Source organism: Comamonas sp. FG99 (genome assembly GCF_057808605.1).
Genome location: NZ_JBMDII010000015.1, coordinates 1 through 21919 on the forward strand (window position 1 = coordinate 1; position 21919 = coordinate 21919).

The 21919-nt window shown below is 70.0% G+C and carries 14 protein-coding genes; 2 read left to right on the plus strand and 12 right to left on the minus strand.

Going from position 1 to position 21919, the window contains the following annotated elements; translation table 11 throughout:
• On the minus strand, positions 1-809 hold an 809-nt coding region (gene icmH / locus ACODRX_RS11840), incomplete at its 3' end, for a type IVB secretion system protein IcmH/DotU (RefSeq protein WP_488871701.1).
• On the minus strand, positions 806-2137 hold the full coding sequence (tssK, locus tag ACODRX_RS11845) for a type VI secretion system baseplate subunit TssK (protein WP_488871702.1): 1332 nt from the start codon (positions 2135-2137) through the stop codon (positions 806-808). The genes icmH and tssK, both read right to left, overlap by 4 nt.
• Before the next feature lie 182 nt (positions 2138-2319).
• On the opposite strand from tssK, the gene ACODRX_RS11850 reads away from it, so the two are divergent.
• A complete protein-coding gene (locus ACODRX_RS11850; RefSeq protein WP_488871703.1) occupies positions 2320-3819 on the plus strand; it encodes an ATP-binding response regulator in 1500 nt (499 codons plus the stop codon).
• Between the two features lie 110 nt (positions 3820-3929).
• Here ACODRX_RS11850 and ACODRX_RS11855 read toward each other — a convergent pair whose 3' ends face one another.
• From ACODRX_RS11855 to scpA, 10 genes are all read right to left on the minus strand, one after another.
• Positions 3930-7580, minus strand: coding sequence for a two-partner secretion domain-containing protein (locus tag ACODRX_RS11855; RefSeq protein WP_488871704.1), 3651 nt, complete (start codon positions 7578-7580; stop codon positions 3930-3932).
• A 23-nt stretch (positions 7581-7603) separates the two neighbouring features.
• On the minus strand, positions 7604-9292 hold the full coding sequence (locus ACODRX_RS11860) for a ShlB/FhaC/HecB family hemolysin secretion/activation protein (protein ID WP_488871705.1): 1689 nt from the start codon (positions 9290-9292) through the stop codon (positions 7604-7606).
• A 2-nt stretch (positions 9293-9294) separates the two neighbouring features.
• Complete coding sequence (locus tag ACODRX_RS11865; protein ID WP_488871706.1) at positions 9295-11433, minus strand: CHAT domain-containing protein; 2139 nt, start codon at positions 11431-11433, stop codon at positions 9295-9297.
• 325 nt (positions 11434-11758) lie between these two features.
• Positions 11759-13807 carry an acetyl-CoA carboxylase biotin carboxylase subunit gene (locus ACODRX_RS11870; protein ID WP_488871707.1) on the minus strand — a complete coding sequence of 683 codons (2049 nt, stop codon included), beginning with the start codon at positions 13805-13807 and terminating at the stop codon, positions 11759-11761.
• Between the two features lie 52 nt (positions 13808-13859).
• On the minus strand, positions 13860-14807 hold the full coding sequence (locus ACODRX_RS11875) for a hypothetical protein (RefSeq protein ID WP_488871708.1): 948 nt from the start codon (positions 14805-14807) through the stop codon (positions 13860-13862).
• A gap of 16 nt (positions 14808-14823) precedes the next feature.
• A complete protein-coding gene (locus ACODRX_RS11880; protein ID WP_488871709.1) occupies positions 14824-16356 on the minus strand; it encodes an acyl-CoA carboxylase subunit beta in 1533 nt (510 codons plus the stop codon).
• A gap of 26 nt (positions 16357-16382) precedes the next feature.
• Positions 16383-17432, minus strand: a complete 1050-nt coding sequence (meaB, locus tag ACODRX_RS11885) for a methylmalonyl Co-A mutase-associated GTPase MeaB (protein WP_488871710.1) — start codon at positions 17430-17432, stop codon at positions 16383-16385.
• Between the two features lie 43 nt (positions 17433-17475).
• Positions 17476-17892 (minus strand): PIN domain-containing protein, encoded by a 417-nt coding sequence (locus tag ACODRX_RS11890; RefSeq protein ID WP_488871711.1) that lies wholly within the window; start codon positions 17890-17892, stop codon positions 17476-17478.
• A 3-nt stretch (positions 17893-17895) separates the two neighbouring features.
• Positions 17896-18150: an antitoxin gene (locus ACODRX_RS11895; RefSeq protein WP_488871712.1), complete on the minus strand. Its 255-nt coding sequence runs from the start codon at positions 18148-18150 to the stop codon at positions 17896-17898.
• A 45-nt stretch (positions 18151-18195) separates the two neighbouring features.
• Positions 18196-20343 carry a methylmalonyl-CoA mutase gene (gene scpA / locus ACODRX_RS11900; RefSeq protein WP_488871713.1) on the minus strand — a complete coding sequence of 716 codons (2148 nt, stop codon included), beginning with the start codon at positions 20341-20343 and terminating at the stop codon, positions 18196-18198.
• Between the two features lie 115 nt (positions 20344-20458).
• On the opposite strand from scpA, the gene ACODRX_RS11905 reads away from it, so the two are divergent.
• On the plus strand, positions 20459-21907 hold the full coding sequence (locus ACODRX_RS11905; RefSeq protein WP_488871714.1) for a short-chain fatty acyl-CoA regulator family protein: 1449 nt from the start codon (positions 20459-20461) through the stop codon (positions 21905-21907).
• Positions 21908-21919 lie beyond the last annotated feature (12 nt).

A 21919-nucleotide genomic window follows, 5' to 3' on the forward strand; every position in this document is an offset into this window, starting at 1 on the left:
AGCGCGGCCAGCTGCGACCAGGCGGCATCGGAGCGGTAGTTGAGCCAGATGCGCAGCCCCAGCCAGGCCAGCGCCAGCAGCAGCGCCAGCGCCGAGGCGATCACCCACAGCGGCAGCGCCGCGCGGCTGCGCGCCGCGCCGGTGCCCGCGCCGCGCCAGTGCAGCGCAAGCTGCGGATCGGGCGCCGGGCGATGCTTGCGGATCATCTCCGCGAGGCGCTCGCGCACGCTGTCGAGCTGCGCCCGGCCGTTGTCCACCACGCGGTAGCGCCCCTCGAAGCCCAGCGCCATCACCGCATAGATCAGCTCCAGCAGGTCGAGGTGGCGCGGCGCGTCCTGCGCCAGGCGGGCCAGCAGCTGGAACACGCGCTCGCCGCCCCAGGTCTCGTTGTGCAGCTGCACCAGCAGGCTTTGTTTGTTCCAGCCGGATTGCGCGCCCCAGGGCGTGTTGGCGACTGCCTCGTCGAGCGCGGTGCACAGCACATAGCGCGCGGCGAGCACGGTTTCGTTGCTGGCGCCGGCGGCGCGCGCATCGCTGTCGAAGCGCTGCAGCGCCGCCACCGCCGAGGCGCGCAGCGTGGCCACGTCCGGCTGCGTGGCCTGGCCGCGCACGCGGCCGATCAGCACCAGCAGGCGGCCCGCGGCCGAGACCAGCGGGTTGAGCAGGCCGAGCGCGGCCGCGTCCGGTGGCGCGGCATCGGCCATGGGCGGCGGCGCGAAGGGTGGCGGCCCGCCCGCAGGCGCGCGCGGCCGCGGCTTGATCACCGTGCGCTCGGACTCGAAAGCGGCGAAGGGATCGGGCGTGCTCATGAGCGTATCGCCCAGAAGGCCAGCTCCAGCCCGGGGAAGTCGCCGGCGATGTGCATGGCCATGCCGCCCGACTGCTCCAGCTGCCGCCACAGCTCGCTGCCGCGGGTCTTGAGCTCGAAGTAGTTGGCGCCGGCATGGAAGGGAATCTGGCGCGGCGCCACCGGCAGCGGCGCCAGCGCCACGCCGGGCAGCTGCAGGTGCACCAGGTCGCGGATGCGCTCCACCGGCCCGATCTTGACCTGCGTGGGAAAGCGCGCGCGCAGCGCCTCGGACTCCATCTGCGCCTGCACCGCCAGCACGAAGGTGGCGTTGCGCTGCAGCTCCACGTCGGGGATCAGCGCCACGCGCACGCCGTGCTTGCGGTCGTGCAGCTCGATGCGCAGCGCCGACTGCTCCAGCACCATCGACAGGCTGCGCCGCAACTCCTCCATCAGCGGCGTGAACGTGGCCTCCAGGTCGTCGTGCACATAGGGGGGAAAGCGCAGCGCGCGCCGGCTGTCGCTGAAGGTGCCCAGCTCGCCGGCGAGCTGCAGCGCCAGCTCGAACAGGCGCAGCGGGTGCAGCGGCCGGCAGCGCGCGAAATGCTCGAACACCGGCAGGTTGCGGTTGACCGCCTGCAGCAGCAGAAAGTCGGCGATCTCGGCCACGCCGCCCGAGCCGCCCTGCGTGAGGCGGCCGGACAGCGCCTCGGCACGGTGGCGCAGCAGCCCCTGCAGCTCGTCGATCCAGCCGTGGACCGAGGCCTGCGCCGCCACGTCGAGCAGCGGCGGGATATGGCCACGGCGCAGCAGCACCTGGTTGTCGGCGCGCCGCTCCAGCACGCGCGCCACGTCGAGCGTGGTCCAGGCGTCGGTCGCGTCGCGCCGGTGCATCAGGCGGCTGTGCAGCGCGCCGAGCTGCACGGTGACGCCGCGCTCGCCGGCGGTGTTCGAGTCCGGCACCTCGGCCTCGCTCACCCGGTGGCGCACCAGCTCGTCGAAAGCTTCCGCATCGGCCTCGCGCGCGCCTGCGCGGCGCAGCGGCAGCGCCAGCACCACCGGCTGGTCGCGCAGGTCGGCGGGCACTTCCAGCGGCGGCGGCAAGGGGTCGGTCGCCGGCATGTCGAAACAGGTGCCGTCGCCGAAGATGCCCACGGCCCGCACCAGCGCGATCCGGCCCAGCGCCAGCGCGGCGCTGTCCAGCTCCAGCTCGGCGAAGCCCCAGGCATAGGCGGTGGTCGCATGCGCCAGCAGATAGCGTGCATGGTCCGCATGGCGCTCGGCCTGCTGCAGGTGCTGGGGGGCGAGCAGCATGCCCTCGCTCCATACCACTTTGGATCGCCAGTTCATCAGCGGGTGCTCCGGGTCGATGTCAACATGGCTACCGCCGCCAGCGCGGGCAGCCATGAAGAAGTGTCCCGGCGCAGGCGCCGGGCGCAAATCCCACATATGGCCTAGCTCAATAGCGCGAAGGGCCTAGTACCTGCGGGCGCCGCGGCTGCGAGAATGGAGGCCTGGCCGGAGGAGAGCGCTTGACGACCACGCCCCCATCTTCCTCGGAGCATGCCGGCGATGCCCCGCCGCGCCGAGGTCTGCGCATCACGCTGAACCAGCGCATGATGCTGCTGGCCGTGCTGCCCGCGTTGCTGGCCGTGTTGCTGCTGCTGGCGGTGGCCGCCATCGCCTGGCGCCATGGGCAGGCGCGACTCGCCACGCTGGCCGCGGCCTCCGCGGCCGCCATGGCCGGCGTGCTGCTGGCGGGCCTGTGCGCGGCGCGGCGCATCATGCAGGCGGGCGTCAGCAAGGCCTCGCGGGCGCTGGCGCAGAGCCAGCGGCTGATGCAAAGCCGCATCGACCAGGCCACCGCGGAGCTGGCGCGCAAGAATCGCCAGCTGGAGCTGGCCAGCCAGGCCAAGACCCGGCTGCTGGCCGCGGCCAGCCACGACCTGCGCCAGCCGCTGCATGCGCTCACGCTGTTTTCCGACAGCCTGGCGGATGGCGAGAGCGATCCGTCGCGGCTCACGCGCATCAGCCATATCCGCGCCTGCGTGGAGTCGCTGGACCGGCTGTTCTCCGAGCTGCTGAACCTGTCGCAGCTCGACGCCGGCGTGCTGCGCCCGCAGTGGACCGACTTTCCGCTCGACCGGCTGTTCGACGACGTGAGCCGCAATTTCCGCCCGGTGGCCGAGCAAAAAGAGCTGCGCCTGGTGGTGCGCAAGGCCGATGCCTGGGTGCGCAGCGACTACATCATGCTCACGCGCATACTCGCCAACCTGATCTCCAACTCCATCCGCCACACGCGCAGCGGCGGCGTGCTGGTGGCCGTGCGGGGGCGCGGGCGCACGCTGCGCGTCGAGGTCTGGGACAGCGGCGAGGGCATTCCCCCCGAGCACCAGGCGCGGGTGTTCGAGGAGTTCTACCAGGTCGAGTCGCCGGGCAACCGGAGCACGCAGGGCATGGGGTTGGGGCTGTCGACGGTGCGCCGGCTGGCCGCGCTGCTGAACATGCACCTGGAGCTGCATTCGCGCCCCGGGCACGGAACCCTGGTGCGCGCCACGGTGCGCGCCGCCGCGCCCCGCGAGCATGCCGGCCCGCTGGCGCCGCCGCCCGACGACATGCGGCTGGACGGCCTGGCGGTGCTGATCGTGGACGACGAGCGCACCATCCTCGAAGGCATGCAGCTGGTGCTCTCGCGCTGGGGCGCGCGCGTGCTGACCGCGGACGGCCGCGACGAGCTGATGGCGCTGGCGGCCCAGTGGGGCTCGGCGCCCGACGTGGTCATCAGCGACCTGCTGCTGCAGGGCGCGGACAATGGCATCGACCTGCTGGCCGCGCTGCAGCGCCACCCGCGCGGCATCGGCCCCCAGACCGCGGTGCTGCTGGTCACCGGCGAGACCAATGTGCAGGAGCTGGGCAGCGCGCTGGCGCTGGGCATTCCGGTACTGCACAAACCGGTGCCGCCCGAGAAGCTGCGCCAGGCCATCCTGGCCCAGCTGCAGCATGTGCGGGGCCAGGGCTGGCATCTGCCCTGAATGCTTTACTATAAAAAAAGGAGCTGCCAGCGCCCGTCACTCCAGCATTTCAAATATCCATCGTTTTGAATCTTTTATGGATAAAGCGCTGGCAGCTCCTATCTTTGAAATCAGAAATCCCCGCAGCCATTGCGCCGCCCGGTGTCTATGCAGCTGGTGATGCTGGGGCGGCTGCGCACGCGCGGCCATTCGAGCGCCAGGAAATCGTCGCCCGGCGCGGCCTGCACGCCCGCGCTGAGCACGCTGGGCGCAAAGCAGACCGGCGGGTTGCCGAGATTGCTGGCGAAGGTGTAGGTGTCGGGCGTATCGCGCGCGAATTCGGGCAGCGGCAGCGCCGTCTGCCAGGGCAGGATCTGCACGCTCAGCGTGCCCGGCAGCAGGTTCACGCGGTAGCCGGATGCGGAGCTGAGGCTGCCGCCGATCGGGTAGCTGCCGGGCGGGCTCGACACGCTGGCCGAACTGGCGATGGGCCCGGAGAGCGCGGCCCCCGTGTCGCCATTGCCCAGCCCCGCGGTGACCGTGTAGCCGAACGGCGGATCGGGCTGGCCCACGCCGCGGCTGGCATCGTTGACCTGTACCGTGACGGTGGGCTGCCGGGTGTAGATGAAATGGCTGGCCTCGGGCGTCACCGCCACGCCGCAGCTGCCGCCGTAGCTGCAGCCATAGAGGTTGGGCATGCCGCCCGAGCCGCCAAGCCCGCCGCGCGCCTCGCCCTCCCAGGTGGCGGCCCAGACGCGCCACGGCGCGCCGCCGAGCGCATGGCCGTCCGGGTTCTGCAGGCGGGCCGCGGCCACCAGGTCGATGCCCGAGCGGCTGCTCAGATCGGTGGCCAGCGCGAGGTCCTGCGACAGCGTGCGCACGAACACGCTGTCCGCCCCCAGCGGCCCCGAGCGCACGGAGTACGGCGCGCCGCCGGCGGCATCCGCCAGGCCGCTGGCGGTGGCCGCGCCCAGCCGCAGCGCATCCACGTCCTGGTAGCGGAAGGCGCCGCCCGCGCCTCCGCCCACGGTGTCCACTGCATTGGCCGCGCGGTCGAGCAGCACGCTGCCGCCGGCCGATCCCGCCAGCAGGCTGGCGGCATGCAGCGCCGCGCCCGCGGTCTGCGAAATGTCGCCGGCGGCCAGCAGGCCCAGCTGCCGGGCATCGAGCGGCGCCGCCAGCACGATGGCGCCGCCCGCGCCCTCGGCCTGCAGGTTCAGGCTGCCCGGCGTGGCCAGAGCGCCGGCCACGGTGATGGGCGCGCCATGCCGGTTGCTGCCCACGGTGATCGCCGGCGCCGACAGCAGCGCCCATTCGTCGCCCGAGACCGCGAAGCCCGCGGCGGACGCGCCGCCCAGCGTGACCGGCATGGCCGTGGCATCGGCCACCGTGCCATCGGGCTGGAGCACGCCGGGCCTGAGGTTGAGCACGCCGCCCGCCTGCAGCGCGCGGCCGATCGCGATCGCATCGGTGCTGCCGTCGTTGGCGGCGCGCAGCAGCATATTGCCCTGGGTCGAAAGCGCCGGCCCGGCGGCGCCGGCACTGGTGCTGGTACCGGTGCTGGTACCGCTGTCCAGTGGCGCCTCGATGCGGATGCCCGCCTGCGGCCCGGCGTGGCTGCCGCTGAGCTCGACCGCGCCGCTGGCGCTGGCGATCTGCGCCAGCCCGTCCAGCCGCACGCCCGCATATCCACTGCCGTAGCTGTGGCCGCGCACGGTGATGTTGCCGCTGGTGGTGTGGATGCCCGAGGGCGCCCTGCCCTCGCCATAGGCCTGCAGCGCCACGCCGTCGGCCGGCGACTGGGTGCCGGCCAGGCTGGTGTCCGCGCTGGAGCTGTACAGCTGCGAAGCCTGCAGCAGCACCGCGTTGCCCGCCAGGCGCACTGCGCCGCCCGCGCCGCTGTCGCTGCGCCCGGCCCGGCTGTCGATGGTGGCATTGCGCAGCCACACGCCGCCCTCGACCTGGCTTGGCTGCGGCGCGCCCTGGGCCTGCATGGCCACGCTGCCGCCCTGCGTGTACACCAGGCCGGCGAAGTACACATTGCCCGAGCCGCCCTGCGCGCCGGCCTGCAGCGCCACGTCCATGGGGCCGGTGGCCGAGCCGATCGTGGCGCTGTCGGTGGTGAGAATATCGCCCTGCGCCGACAGCTGCAGCGCCAGCGGCGCGTTGCCCGTGCCGCGCTCCAGCGCCACGCCGCGCCCGAGCGTGAGCCGGCCCTTGTCGCCGCCGCCCACCGCCGCCACGCCGACGCTGGTGCCCCGGTCGAGCGCATAGCGGATATCGCTGTCCTGGATCGCGCTGGCGCTCGGCGCCGTGAACGGGTCGGTGCCCATGTCGGCCGGGCTGGCGCCATGCACGATGGTGGCGGCCGGCGCCTCGATGTTCCAGCTGCCCGCGCGGCCCGAGGCCGCGCCGGCGTCGACCCGCAGGCCGGCCAGGTCCATCGCCGCCGGCGCGGCGCTGCCGCTGGTGGCCGCGTCCTCGTACACCCGGGTCTCCACCAGCCCGCCATCGCCGCCATTGGCGCCGCCGCGGGCCGAAACCGTGCCGTAGGCGCGCAGGCTGCCGGGCGCGCCTATGCGCACCGCGCCGCCCGGGCCGGACGCCAGCGCATCCGCATGCAAGGCGCTGTTCTGGCTGATGGCCACGCCGCCCGCCAGCGTGGCGCCGGCGGCGGCGCTCGCCTCAACGCCTATGCTGCCGCCGCCGGCCTGGCCGCTGGCATCGAGCAGCGTGCCGGAGCCGTGGCCGACGCTCAGCGAGCTGTCGTAGTACAAGGCATCGCCCGGCGCCTGCGAGCCCAGCAGCACCCGGTGGCCGCGCACGTCGATGTTTCCGCCCCGCGCGCCCGCGGCATCGCCGCGCGCCTGCAGCGCGCTGTCGATGATGGCCACGCCGCTGGCGGATGCGCCGCTGTCGAGCACGATCTCGCCGTTGCGCTGGAACATGGTGTCGGCCACCAGGGTGGCGCCGCGCACGACGATGCCGTCGGCGGGATAGTCGCTGGTGCTGACCGACGAGCCCGAGACCGCCATCGCGATGCGTCCGCCGCTGGCGTTGATGTCGCCGCTATTGCCTATGAAGCTCGCCACCCGGCTGGAGCGGGCGCCGCCGACGATCAGGCGGGTGAGCCCGTCGCCGCCCACATCCAGCTCCACCCGCTCGCCGGCGCCCAGCGCCACGGTGCCGCCCGGCGCCTGGATGGTGCCGGTATTGACCACCTGCGGCGCCACCAGCGCCACCAGGCCGCCCTGGCGGGCGTTCAGCGTGCCCGCGTTGCTGACCAGCGCCGAGGCCGTGCCGGCGGTGCTGAAGACGAAGTTCTCCCCGCCGGCCATGAAGGCGGCATCGCTGCCGGCCAGCTCGAGCGCCGAGGCCACCAGCCCGCCCACGTTCACCTGCGAGCCGGCGCCGAACAGCACGCCCGACGGATTGATGATGAACACCCGGCCCGGCGCGTTGATGATGCCGTCGATGTTCGAGGCCGACGAGCCCCCGACCCGGTTGAGCGTGATGCTGGCCGCGCCGGGCTGCTGGAAGCTCAAGGTATTGCCCGAGCCCAGCGAGAACGAGCCCCAGTGGATGATGGCCCGGTCCGAGCCCTGGGAAACCGTCATCGTGCCGCCGGTGGGCGTGCCGATGGTCACGTTCGTGCCCTGGACCGCCACGCCCCCGCTCGGAAAAGGCTGCGCATGCGCGGCCCCGATGCCCGCGCACAGCAGCGTCCACGCCAGCGGTGTCAGCTGCAGGGCCCGGCGTGCGGCAGTAGGACGGTATCTCATGTTCTGTCTCCTGACCGGATCGCTCAGAAAGTCTTCTGGGCCAACACAAAGAGGCGCACGCCGCGCTTGCCGCCATCGGCAGTGGGCTCGGCCGAGCCGGCGCGCCACGCCAGCGTCGCGTTGATCGCGAAGTTGCCCGGGCGCGACCAGCTCAGGCCCACGCCGGCGCCGCGCAGGCTGCGCGAGGAGGCACCCATGTCCAGCACCGAGGGGCTCTTCACCGGGCGGCCACGCGCCGCGTCGTAGAACAGGAAGGGCGTGAGCTCGGTGGTCGCCGACCAGCGCCATTCGATGGTGCCTATCACGCCCTGGTCCACCAGCAGCTCGCTCGATGCATAGGCCCGCACCGCCCGGGCGCCGCCCAGCGCCAGCTTTTCCGAGGCGTCGAGGTTGCGGCTGGCCCATTGGCCGCCGAGCGACAGGTACAGCGAGTGCTGCGGCAGCAGCGCCTGCAGGCGCGAGAGCTGGAACGACAGCTTGCTGAAGCCGCCGGCGGTGTGGCGCCCGTAGCTGGCCTGGTCGGCCTCGCGCAGGTCGTCGCTGCCGATGGACAGGTGGCCGAAATACAGCGTGCCGGCGCTGGCCCAGTAGCCGCCGCCGAGCCAGTCGTCGCGCCGCTCCCAGGCCCAGCCCAGGCCCAGGCCGTTCACGCGCTTGTGCCCGCGCCAGTCCAGCGCGCGGTATTCGTCGGTCAGCCGCTTGCTGTCGGCCGACAGGCGCAGGAACAGGTTCTGCCGGCGCTGGCGGATCAGCGGGTAGCTCAGCGAGGCATCGATCACATCGGCCCGGCCCTGGGCGCCCAGGGCCGCGAAATCGCCGCCCAGCTCGTAGCGCACGCGCGCCAGCCCGATGCCGGCGCGCAGGCCGCTGCTGCCCAGCGGCGCCTCGTAGGCGGCGCGGCCGAACTGCATGCCGCCGCCATTGGAGAGCATGGCGCGCAAATCGAGGTTGTCGCCGATGCCCAGCGGGCTGGCCCAGCGCGCGGTGCCGCCGAAGCGATAGCGCCCGGATTCCTTGGTGCCGTGGTTGTCGGCCTCGGCCACGAAGGTCCAGCGCCGCGCGGCATTGACATCGACGCCGAGGTCGGTGGTGCCGACCTGCGCGCCCTCCTGCAGCGACGAGCCCACCTGGATGCCGGGCTGGTCGGACAGCAGCAGCATCGCGCGCTCATAGTCCGGGCCGCTGACCACCTGGCCCGCGCGCATGCCCGAGAGAAAGCCCAGCACGCGCGCCTCGCTGATCGGCGCCTGCGGGTCGAGGTTGAGCGTCACCTGGCCCACGCGGCCCTCGATCACGCTGATCTCCACCACGCCGCTCTGCACCGTCTGCACCGGCACGATCGCCTGCGCCAGCATGAAGCCGCGCTCCTGGTAGGCGGCGGTCACCGCCCGCGCGATGGCCTGCAGCTCGGCCAGCGTCACCTCGCGGCCGATGTAGGGCTGGGCAATGGCCTGCAGCTCGGCATCGGGCAGCGCCTGCGCGCCGGCGAAGCGCACCCCCGCCAGCACGAAGCTCGGCGCCGCGGCCGCGCTGGCGGCACTATCAGCGCCATCGGGGGCGGCCTGCTGAGGCGGCGCATCTGGCGCGCCGCAGGCGGCGCAGCCGCCGGGTGCGGGCAGCAGTGGCAGCTGCTGCGAGGGCGCCTGGGCCTGCGCCGCGGCGGCCAGGGCCAGCGCCAGCGCACCGAAGGGAATGGTGATTGCCTTGGACATGCTCATGCTCCCGCCGCGCCGAGCTTCAGCCGCCAGTCGCCGATCAGGTTGAACGGCGCCCAGAAGAAAGGATGCGCGAAGCGCGGCTGGCGCAGCACCGCGAGCTGCGCCGCCTGCATGGCCTGCTGCAGGTCGCGGCCGCGCGTGAGCTCGCCGTACAGCGTGGCCATCAGCAGCTCGGTGGCATCGTCGGACACCGGCCACAGCGACACGATCAGGCTGGAGCTGCCCGCCGCCAGAAACACCCGCGTGAAGCCCAGTACCTCGTCGCCGTCGGCGATGCGGCCCAGGCCCGACTCGCAGGCCGACAGCGTGACCAGCGCGGTATTGCCCAGCGGCATGTCCAGGATCTCGTGGGCCTCCAGAAAGCGCTGCTCGCCGCCCTCGTTGGCCAGCAGGATGCGCGAGTACAGCGGGTCCACCTGGTCGGCCTCGGCATGGGCGGCCACATGCACGATGGGCGCGCGCGCCGCCGCCTCGCGGAACTGGGTCTTGGTGGCCTGCGTGCCGAGGAACAGCCGGTTGCGCGGAAACAGCCGCGCCAGCTGCCTGACCTCGGCCTCCGAGCCCGGCAGGTCGTAGCGGTCTTCGATGCGCGGATTGCCGAACGCCGCCAGATCCGCCGGCACGCCCGGCGAGCGCTGCGCCAGCTGCACCGCGACGCTGGCCGACGGCACCACGGCCAGCGGATGGGCCTCGATCACATAGCGGCCATGGAGCCGCAGCGCCTGGAACGGAAGGTAGTGCAGCGCGCCGTGCGGCACGAAGGTCAGGCGCTGGCCATCCTGCAGGCCCAGCGGAGCGAGCAGCGCGGCGCCGAGCTTGTCCGCATTGGCGACGGCCGAGCGCTGGCCGCGCACCACCGAGTTGCGGAAGGTGTCGACCAGGTCGTTCAGCGCGTCGCGCGACACCGCGATGCTGCGGCTGTCGATGCTCTGCGGCCCGACCACCCAGACCTGCAGGCGCGAAGGCAGCGAGTGGAACTCCACCAGCCGCTCGTCGGGCGCCAGCGCCCGCTGCACCGCGGGCAGGTCCAGCGTGGTGCTCAGCGTGGTATTCAGCGCCATGCCGCCCTTGCCGCGGCCGCGAATCGCGTCTAGCAGCGAGCGCGAGCGGCTGTGCTCGCTGATGTCGAAGGCGCGGGCGGCATCGCCCGCATCCGCCGCCATCTCCACGCCGCGCTCGAACACCGCCTGCAGGTCGGAGAACAAGCCCATCTTGATTTCTTCGCTGCGAAAGCGCGCGCGCACCTGGTCGATGCCCTGGATCGCCCGGTCTATCGCCTGCGCCGCCGCCTGCCGGTGGCCGAGCGCGGCTTCGCTGCGCGCCACGCCCTCCCAGGCCCAGACCTGGTAGTAGGCGGCGTCGCTGCCCATGGGCCGCGCGGCGAGCGCGGCGAAGGCGTCGCGGGCCTGCCCGGGCCGGTTTTGGGCGAGCAGCAGATTCGCGCGCGTGCGCTCCAGCTGCGCCGCCAGCGCCGGCTGGCGCCGCAGGTCGGCCCGGCCCAGTTGCTCCAGCAGCTCGCCCGAGCGGGCCAGGTCTTCGGGCTGGCCACGGGCCAGCAGCGCATTCGCCATCGACGCCCGCACCAGCGGCGCATAGCGCTCGGAGCTGGTCTGCAGTGCATCCTCGTAGTTGCGCAGCGCGCCGGCAAAGTCCTGCCGCCGCATCGATACATCGCCCAGCACCTTGTTGGCCGGCCCCGCGACCAGCTGGGGCTCGCGCAGCTGGCCCTGGTAGCGCAGCGCCTCGCGGGCGAACTGCTCGGCCTTTTCCAGCTGCCCCGAATAGCTGTAGACGATGGCCAGGTCGCGGTAGGCCACCGCGCGCAGGTTCGGGTCCTGGGTGGCGCCGGCCAAGTGCAGCGCCTTGCTGGCGGCGCGCACGCTCTGGCGGAACTCGCCCGCCTCGGCCAGCGCCACCGCCTGGCTGCAGTACTGGTAGCCGCCGAGCTTGACCGGGTCACGCGCATAGAGCACGGCGCCGTCGTTGCTCAGCGCCAGCAGCGTGTCCATGTCCGCCAGCCGCGCCTGCTCCTGCCGCGCGGCCTCCGCTTCCACGTTCGCCTGGGCCGGGGCGGGACGGGGGGACAGGCACAGCGCCGCCGCCAGGATCACCACGGAGCCGAGCCCGTGGTGCATGCGTGTGTGAAAGCCATGGGTCATTGCGACATCCGCCTACCCCCGGCACCACGCCGGGCAGGATGGCCACAGTCTAGGGACCGGCGCCGCCGCCACCAATTCGCTCAATGGCCTACCACGAACGGGCTATGGCTGGCTTTTGAAAAAGGGCCCCCACGCTTGCTCACTGCGTGTAGCCGCTGCCCCCCGAGGGGGCCGCTTTTTGCCTTGGGGCGGCCCGGCAGAAAAAAAGGAGCTGCCTGCGTAGGCCAGGCAACAGTTTCCAATATAAAAATATTGGAAACCTGCATGAATCAAACGCAGGCAGCTCTCTTTTTTACAGGGCTTATTCGAATTCCAGGATCACATCGTCCACCGCCAGCGAATCGCCCTTGCCGGCGCTGATCTTGCTGACCACGCCGTCCTGCGCGGCAAAGAGGATGTTCTCCATCTTCATGGCCTCGATCACCGCCAGCTTCTCGCCGGCCTGCACCTTCTGGCCTTGCTCCACCGCCACCTGCACCAGCAGGCCGGGCATCGGCGACAGCAGGAACTTGGACAGGTCCGGCGGCGCCTTGAAGGGCATCAGCTCGTGCAGGCGCGCGCCCAGCGGCGACAGCACCAGCGCATCGATCTGCGTGCCGTTGTGGATCACGCGCAGCGCCAGCGGGTTCTTGGCCGTGCCGCGCTCGACCTGCGCGGTGAAGGGCTTGCCGTTGACCGTGCCCTGCACCCGCAGCTCGCGCAGCACGGTGCTGCTCTGGAAGTCATATGGCTTGCCGCCGACCTCGACCTTGGCGGAGCGGGTGTCGCGCTCGAAATCGGTCACATGCGCCAGCACATGGCGGTTGCGGCCCTCGGCGCCCAGCATCACCACGGTGTAGTCGACGCCGACCTTGACCTCGTGGCCCTGCACCTGGCCGCTGATGGAGGCGGCGCGGCTGCGGTAGCGGCGGTTCATGAAGGCGGCCAGCGCGACGAGGAAGTCGGGATCGTCGTGCGGCACATCCTCGGCATGGAAGCCCTGGCCGTAGTGCTCGGCGATGAAGCCGGTGTTGAACTGGCCCGACACGAACTTGGGATGCGCCAGCAGCGCGGCCTGAAAGGGGATGTTGCTGCTGATGCCGCGAATCACGAAGCCGTTGAGCGCCTCGCGCATCTTGGCGATGGCGTCGTTGCGGTCCTTGCCGTGCACGATGAGCTTGGCGATCATCGAGTCGTAGTACATCGGGATCTCACCGCCCTCGTACACGCCGGTATCCACGCGCACGCCCTGCAGGTGCTCGGTATCGGCCTGCCACATGCTCTGCTCGGGCGGAGCAAAGCGCACCAGCCGGCCGGTGGAGGGCAGGAAGTTGCGGAACGGGTCCTCGGCGTTGATGCGGCACTCGATGGCCCAGCCGTTGCGCTGCACCTCGGCCTGCGCGAACGACAGCTTCTCGCCGGCGGCCACGCGGATCATCTGCTCCACCAGGTCCAGGCCGGTGATGCACTCGGTCACCGGGTGCTCCACCTGCAGGCGGGTGTTCATCTCCAGGAAGTAGAAGTCCTGGTCCTTGCCGACCACGAACTCCACCGTGCCCGCGCTCTGGTAGCCCACCGCCTTGGCCAGGGCCACCGCCTGCTCGCCCATGGCCTTGCGGGTGGCGGCGCTGATGAAGGGCGAAGGCGCCTCTTCGATCACCTTCTGGTGGCGGCGCTGGATGGAGCATTCGCGCTCGTTGAGGTAGACCACGTTGCCGTGCGCATCGCCCAGCACCTGGATCTCGATATGGCGCGGCTCCTGCACGAACTTCTCGATGAACACGCGGTCGTCGCCGAAGCTGTTGCGCGCCTCGTTCTGGCAGCTGGCAAAGCCCTCGAAGGCTTCCTTGTCGTTGTAGGCCACGCGCAGGCCCTTGCCGCCGCCGCCGGCACTGGCCTTGATCATCACCGGATAGCCTATGCCCTGGGCGATCTCCACCGCCTGCTCGGGGCCGGAGATCGGGTCGTTGTAGCCGGGGATGGTGTTGACCTGGGCCGCATTGGCCAGCTTCTTCGATGCGATCTTGTCGCCCATGGCCGCGATCGCCTCGTGCTTGGGGCCGATGAAGGCGATGCCCTCTTCTTCCACCCGCTTGGCGAAGGCCTCGTTCTCGCTCAGAAAGCCGTAGCCCGGATGCACCGCCTGCGCGCCGGTCTGCTTGCAGGCGGCGATGATGCGGTCGGCCTGCAGGTAGGACTCGCGCGAAGGCGCGGCACCGATGTGCACCGCCTCGTCGGCCAGCTTGACATGGCGCGCATCCTTGTCGGCGTCGGAGTACACGGCCACGGTCTGGATGCCCATCTTGCGGGCGGTGGCGATCACCCGGCAGGCGATTTCTCCGCGGTTGGCAACGAGGATCTTTTTAAACATGGGTTAGCTCCTGTTTTCGGTATCTATCAATCAAATGGTTGTGGTTGGCGCCTCAGCGCAGCTCGCGCTGGGTGATCCACTGCCCGCCGGGCATGAGTAAAAAATCTTCGCAATCGCGGAAGCGGCAGGCCTGGCTGCCCAGCAGGGTCAGCACCCAGCGGTCCGGCGTGCGCACGTCGGTGGAGCGCGCCTTCACGCGCACGGCCACCATGCGGCTGTCGTCGTTCCACTTGGCGACCTCGGCACCCTCCACCACGGCCGAGCTGGCATCCCAGCCCTCGTGCCGCGCGCCATGCACCACGCGCTTGTTGCGCCCGACCAGCGCGCCGGGCTGCACCGCCATCAGCAGCACCTTCTCCACCGGCCGCGAGCGCAGCCGGTCCAGGCCCTGCACCTCCATCAGTCGGCCGGCCTGGTAGCGCTGCGCCAGCTGGTGCAGGCGCTGGGCATTGGCCTGGTACTCGCGCTCCTGCCCGGCTGCTTCGCCCGCCGATGCCATCGCCTGGGTGGCGCCGTTCTGGTACTGCTGGAACGACAGGTTGCCGCCCTGAAAGGCGGCCAGCGCATTCACCAGGCCGCGCGGCATGTGGCCCGAGGCGTCCGGCGCGAGCTCGAAACCCTGGTGGATCTGGATGCGCACCATCATCGGCGCGGCGGAGTGCCGGTCGGCGGCGCAGGCCTTGACCCAGCGCTGGTGCACCAGCTGCATCCACTCGCGGGCCACGCCCTCGCGCGCCAGCGGCATGTGCACATCGACGAGTACATGCAGCGTGCGCGGCCTGCAGGGGCCGGCATCCGGCCCGGCCGACTCGACCCACCAGCGCGCGCCTCGGCCGCTGGCATCGGCGATCGTGCCCATCTCGAACAGCTGGGCGCCATCGTCCAGCGGCTGCGGCAGGCGCTCCTGCGCCAGCGCGCCGCTGGCGAGCAGCAGCGCGCAGGCGCCCGCCTGCGCCAGGCGCGCAGCGGCTTGCAGCATTGGTGCGATGGCGATCAGCATGGGGGCTTGGGCACTCTTACAGCGGGATATTGCCGTGCTTGCGCCAGGGGTTGTCCAGCTTCTTGTTCTGCAGCATGACCAGGCTGCGGCAGATGCGCTTGCGCGTCTCGTGCGGCAGGATCACGTCGTCGATGAAGCCGCGCGCGCCGGCCACGAAGGGGTTGGCGAAGCGGGCCTTGTACTCGGCCTCTTTCGCGGCGAGCTTGGCGGGGTCGTTCTTGTCCTCGCGGAAGATGATCTCCACCGCGCCCTTGGCGCCCATCACCGCGATCTCGGCATGCGGCCAGGCCAGGTTCACGTCGCCGCGCAGGTGCTTGGAGGCCATCACGTCGTAGGCGCCGCCATAGGCCTTGCGCGTAATGACGGTGATCTTGGGCACGGTGGCCTCGGCGTAGGCATAGAGCAGCTTGGCGCCGTGCTTGATGATGCCGCCGTACTCCTGGCTGGTGCCGGGCATGAAGCCGGGCACGTCGACGAAGGTGACCACCGGGATGTTGAACGCATCGCAAAAGCGCACGAAGCGCGCCGCCTTGATGGAGCTCTTGATGTCCAGGCAGCCGGCCAGCACCAGCGGCTGGTTGGCGACGATGCCCACGGTCTGGCCCGCCATGCGGGCAAAGCCGATGATGATGTTCCTGGCGTAGTCCGGCTGCAGCTCGAAGAAGTCGCCATCGTCCACCGTCTTGACGATCAGCTCCTTCATGTCGTAGGGCTTGTTCGCGTTGTCGGGCACCAGGGTGTCGAGCGACAGGTCGGCGCGCTCGCTCGGGTCGGTGGTGCGGCGCAGCGGCGCCTTTTCCTTGTTGGACAGCGGCAGGTAGTTGTACAGGCGGCGCAGCATCATCAGCGCCTCGACGTCGTTCTCGAAGGCCAGGTCGGCCACGCCGCTCTTGGTGGTATGGGTGATGGCGCCGCCCAGCTCCTCGGCGCTGACCTCCTCGTGCGTCACGGTCTTCACCACCTCGGGGCCGGTGACGAACATGTAGCTGCTGTCCTTGACCATGAAGATGAAGTCGGTCATCGCGGGCGAGTACACCGCGCCGCCGGCCGAGGGACCCATGATCATGCTGATCTGCGGGATCACGCCCGAGGCCATCACGTTGCGCTGGAACACGTCGGCATAGCCGCCGAGCGAGGCCACGCCCTCCTGGATGCGCGCGCCGCCCGAGTCGTTGAGGCCGATCACCGGCGCGCCGACCTTCATCGCCTGGTCCATGATCTTGCAGATTTTCTCGGCATGTGTCTCGGACAGCGCGCCGCCGAAGACGGTGAAGTCCTGGCTGAAGACGAACACCAGGCGCCCGTTGATCATGCCGTAGCCGGTGACCACGCCGTCGCCGGGGACCTTCTGATCCTGCATGCCGAAGTCGGTGCAGCGGTGCTCGACGAACATGTCCCATTCCTCGAAGGTGCCGTCGTCCAGCAACAGCTCGATGCGCTCGCGCGCGGTGAGCTTGCCCTTCTTGTGCTGCGCGGCTATGCGCTTTTCGCCGCCGCCCAGGCGGGCCTGCTCGCGCTTGTTCTCCAATTGCTTGAGGATGTCTTGCATGATCGCTCTTTCGTAGAAACTGCTATTTACTCGGTCGCCTGCCGCGCGGTCATGGATTGCGCGGCAAGCAGGTTGCGTGCTGCGGTCGAGGCCGCGATGCGCCCGGCCGCCACATCGGCCTGCAGCTGCGGCAACAGGGCCCGCACCTGCGGGTGCGCCCGGAAGGCCTGCTTGAGCCCGTGGTCGATGCGCTCCCACATCCAGGCCAGCGCCTGCCTTTCGCGCCGCGCCGCCTGCCGCCCGTTGGCGGCCTGCAGCTCGCGAAAGCTGGCCACCGCCTGCCAGAAGCCTTCGACGCCCTGCCCCAGCAAGGCGCTGAGCTGCAGCACGCGCGGCTGCCACAGTGCGCCGCTGCTGGCGTGATCGGGATTGCCATGCATGCCCAGCAGGCGCAGGCTGGAGGTGATCTGCGCCTGCGCGCGGGTGGCGGCGTTGGGATCGATGTCGGCCTTGTTGATGACCACCAGGTCGGCGATCTCCATCACGCCCTTCTTGATGGCCTGCAGGTCGTCGCCGGCATTGGGCAGCTGCAGCAGCACGAACATGTCGGTCATGCCGTGCACCGCGATCTCGCTCTGGCCCACGCCCACGGTTTCGACGATCACCACGTCGTAGCCCGCGGCCTCGCACACCAGCATGGCCTCGCGCGTCTTCTCGGCCACGCCGCCCAGCGTGCCGCTGCTGGGGCTGGGGCGGATATAGGCGCTCTCGTGGACCGACAGCTGCTCCATGCGCGTCTTATCGCCAAGAATGGAGCCGCCCGACACGGTGGACGACGGATCAATGGCCAGCACCGCCACCTTCAGCCCCTGGGCGATCAGGTACAGGCCCAGCGCTTCGATGAAGGTGCTCTTGCCCACGCCGGGCACGCCGCTGATGCCCAGGCGAAACGCCCGGCCGGTGTGCGGCAGCAACGCGGTCAGCATCGCATCGGCCTGGGCGCGGTGGTCGGCGCGGGTGGATTCCAGCAAGGTGATGGCCTTGGCCATGGCGCGCCGCCGCTGGGCCGCGCCGCCGTGCAGGATGCCCTCCAGCCATGGCAGGCCTGCCGCTTGGTCTTCAGTGATGGTGCTCATCGTCATGGGCTGGTAAAAATCAGGTCGATGGGGGCGGCGGGCGTCACCGCGCCGGCTCCATCCAGTCCTCGATGCGCAGGCCTTCGATGCGTTCGAACTCCCGCACGTTGTGCGTGACCAGGATGCCCTCGGGGTCGGCCAAGGCCTGGCAGCCGATCATCAGGTCGATTGCGCCTATGGGCGTGCCCGCCTTGCGCAGCCGCGCAGAGTGCTCACCGTACAGCCAGACCGCCTCGCCACCCCAGGGCATGACGGCATGCAGCGACAGCGCCTCCCGCATCAGGGCACGGTTGCGCTCCACCTGGGCGCTGCGCATGACACCACTGGCCAGCTCCGCCGCGACCGGCGCGGGAATGAGCAGGCTGCCGTGCTCAACGGCGCGCATGCGCGCCAGCACGGCCGGATGCCTGCGGTGCCAAGCGTAGATGCAGATGTTGGTGTCGAGGTAGTAACGCGGCATGGATCAATCGAAGTCGACATCGCGCGGCGGGGTCTTGTCGCGCTCGATCTCGTCGGGCATGCCCTCGAATTGGCCCAGGATCTTTTCCATCCTGGCCCACCACTGCGCATGCGTATGGCTGAGCGGCCGCAGCACCACGGCGCCGTCCGCCTGCCGCTCCACCGTCACCTCATCGGTGTCGAAGCGGAATTCCTTGGGCAGGCGCACCGCCTGGCTGCGGCCGTTCATGAACACTTTGGCAATCGCGAGATCGGACATGGCTGGCTCCTGGTAATGGTATATATCAATGATATATACCAACCATCAGGCCGTCAAATGGCTGGCCTTGATCTGCTCCAGCACATCCTTGGCGCTGGCCGGGATCGGCGTGCCCGGGCCGTAGACGCCCTTGACGCCGGCGCCGTAGAGGAAGTCGTAGTCCTGCGCCGGGATCACGCCGCCCACGAAGACGATGATGTCATCCGCGCCCTGCTGCTTCAGCGCCTCGATGATGGCGGGCACCAGCGTCTTGTGGCCGGCGGCCAGCGTGGACACGCCCACCGCATGCACGTCGTTCTCGATGGCCTGGCGCGCGCATTCCTCGGGGGTCTGGAACAGCGGACCCATGTCCACGTCGAAGCCCAGGTCGGCAAAGGCCGTGGCCACCACCTTGGCGCCGCGATCGTGCCCGTCCTGGCCGAGCTTGGCGATCATCACGCGCGGGCGGCGGCCCAGCTCCTCGGCCGTGGCGGCGATCTCGCCCTTGAGCTTTTCCCAGCCCTCGGCCGAGTCGTAGGCGGCCGCGTACACGCCGGTCACCTTCTGCGTATCGGCGCGGTGGCGGCCGAAGGCCTTTTCCAGCGCGTCGGAGACTTCGCCCACCGTGGCGCGCAGGCGCACCGCGTTGATGGCGAGATGCAGCAGGTTGCCCTCGCCGGATTCCGCCGCCTGGCCGAGCGCGGCCAGGGCCTGCTCCACCTGGGCCGGATCGCGCTTGGCCTTGATCGCGTTGAGGCGGGCGATCTGGCTGTCGCGCACCTTGACGTTGTCCACCTCGAGAATGTCGACCGGGTCTTCCTTGGCCAGCCGGTACTTGTTGACGCCGACGATGACTTCCTTGCCCGAATCGATGCGCGCCTGTTTCTCGGCGGCGGCGGCCTCGATCTTGAGCTTGGCCCAGCCGCTGTCCACCGCCTGGGTCATGCCGCCCATGGCATCCACTTCCTCGATGATCTTCCAGGCGGCGTCGGCCATGTCCTGCGTCAATTTTTCCATCAGGTAGCTGCCGGCCCAGGGGTCGATCACATTGGTGATGTGGGTCTCTTCCTGGATGATGAGCTGGGTGTTGCGCGCGATGCGGGCCGAGAACTCGGTGGGCAGCGCGATCGCTTCGTCGAGCGCATTGGTGTGCAGGCTCTGGGTGCCGCCGAACACGGCCGCCATGGCCTCGATGGTGGTGCGCACCACGTTGTTGTACGGGTCCTGCTCGGTCAGGCTCCAACCGCTGGTCTGGCTGTGGGTGCGCAGCATCAGGCTCTTGGGGTTCTTGGCGTTGAAGCCCTTCATGATGCGGCACCACAGCAGGCGGGCAGCGCGCATCTTGGCGATTTCGAGGTAGAAGTTCATGCCCACCGCCCAGAAGAACGAGAGGCGGCCGGCGAACGCGTCCACGTCCATGCCCTTGGCGATCGCGGTCTTGACATACTCCTTGCCGTCGGCCAGCGTGAAGGCCAGCTCCAGCGCCTGGTTCGCGCCCGCCTCCTGCATGTGGTAGCCCGAGATCGAGATCGAGTTGAACTTGGGCATGTTCTGGCTCGTGTACTCGATGATGTCGCCGATGATCCTCATCGACGGCTTGGGCGGGTAGATATAGGTGTTGCGGACCATGAACTCCTTGAGGATGTCGTTCTGGATGGTGCCGCTGAGCTGGTTCTGCGCCACGCCCTGCTCCTCGGCCGCAACCACGTAGCCGGCCAGCACCGGCAGCACCGCGCCGTTCATCGTCATCGAGACCGACACCTTGTCGAGCGGAATGCCGTCGAACAGGATCTTCATGTCTTCCACGCTGTCGATCGCCACGCCGGCCTTGCCCACGTCGCCGGTCACGCGCGGATGGTCGCTGTCGTAGCCGCGGTGCGTGGCCAGGTCGAACGCCACCGACACGCCCTGCCCGCCCGCGGCCAGCGCCTTGCGGTAGAAGGCGTTCGACTCCTCGGCGGTGGAAAAGCCCGCGTACTGGCGGATCGTCCAGGGGCGCACCGCATACATGGTGGCCTGCGGGCCCCGGATGTAGGGCTCGAACCCGGGCAGGGTATCGGTGTACTGCAGACCTTGCAAATCGGCTGCGGTGTACAGCGGTTTGACGGTGATGCCGTCCGGCGTGGTCCAGTTCAAGGCGTCCAGCTTGCCCTCGGGGGCGGACTTGCCGGCCGCGAGGCTCCAGCGCCGCAGATCTCCAAAATCGTAAGCCATGGTGGTTATCCAGTCATATCCATGTTTACAATCTTCGCAAAAATAGCGAGTATTCGCAACGTCAAGAAGTGAATTTTTTGCGAATTGACCATGTAAATTTGCGAGGTTTGCAAACATGAGCAAGGCATTCATGGGCACCCACCTCAAGACCCTGCGCGAGCAGCGCGGCCTCACGCAGGCGGCGCTGGCGCAGGCGCTGAAGGTGTCGTCCAGCTATCTCAACCAGATCGAGAACAACCAGCGCCCGCTCACGGTGAATGTGCTGCTGCGCTTGCAGGCGGCGTTTGGCATCGATCTGCAGCAATTCTCCGAGGACACCCAGGCACGGCAATTGGGGCAATTGCGCAGTGTGCTGGCCGAGATGCCCGAAGGCGACCAGGTGCCGCTGTCGGAAACCAAGATCCTCGCCCAGCAGTTGCCGGCCGCCACCCGCGCCATCGTCGGCATGCACAAGCGCCTGCGCGCGGCCGAAGAGCGCCTGGCGCTGATTGCCGAAAACACCTACGGCGACGGGCTTGCGCATGCCGCGGCGGCGCCGGTGCAGCCCTACGAGGAAGTGCGCGAGTTCTTCTACGCCGGCCACCAGCACCTGGCCTTGCTGGACGAGCATGCCGAGCAGCTGTACCAGCAGCTGCAGCCGCGCCAATCCGACCCCCACGCGCAGCATGCGGCGCAGCTGGTGGCGGCGCTGGAGTCGCGCCTGCAGTCGCGCCACGGCATAGCCGTCAGGCGCGAGCCGGGCTCGGCGGCCAGCGAGCAGCCGCTGCGCTGGCTTGAGCCCAAGACCCACCAGCTGCGCCTGGCCACCGGCCTGAGCGCCGGGCAGCAGGCATTCCAGCTGGGCATCCAGCTGGCGCTGCTGGAGGCGGGGCCCACGATAGACGGCTTCATCGACGCGGCCCGCTTCGGCAGCGGCGAGGCGCGCGCGCTCGCGCGCATCGGCTTCGCCAACCACTTTGCCGGGGCGCTGCTTTTGCCCAACCGGCTGTTCCAGAGCACCGCCGACGAGCTGCGCTACGACATCGACCTGCTTGGCGAACGCTTCGGGGTGGGGTTCGAGACGGTGGGGCACCGATTGTCGACCATGCGGCATGCGCACCCGCACAGCATTCCGTTCTTCTTCGTGCGCGTGGACTGCGCCGGCAACATGTCCAAGCGCCAGTCCTCGGTGGACTTTCACTTCTCGCGCACCGGCGGCACCTGCCCGCTGTGGAATGTGTACGACGCATTCTCGCAGCCCGGCAAGATCCTGACGCAGCTGGCCCGCATGCCCGACGAGCGCAGCTACCTGTGGATTGCCCGCACGGTGGAGCACCGGCGCGGCGGCTACGGCACCCCGCGCCGGGTCTTTTCGGTGGCCCTGGGCTGCGACGCGCGCCATGCCCACCGGCTGGTCTATGCCGATGGCCTGGGGCTGGAGATTGCGGAGCGGGCGGTGCCCATTGGCGCGGGCTGCAAGGTCTGCGACCGGGAAAACTGCGTGCAGCGGGCCTTTCCCGCGCTCGGCCGCCCGCTCAGCATCGATCCGAACGCGCGCCGCTTCGCGCCCTACGCGCCAGCTTGAAGCCAACTCCGG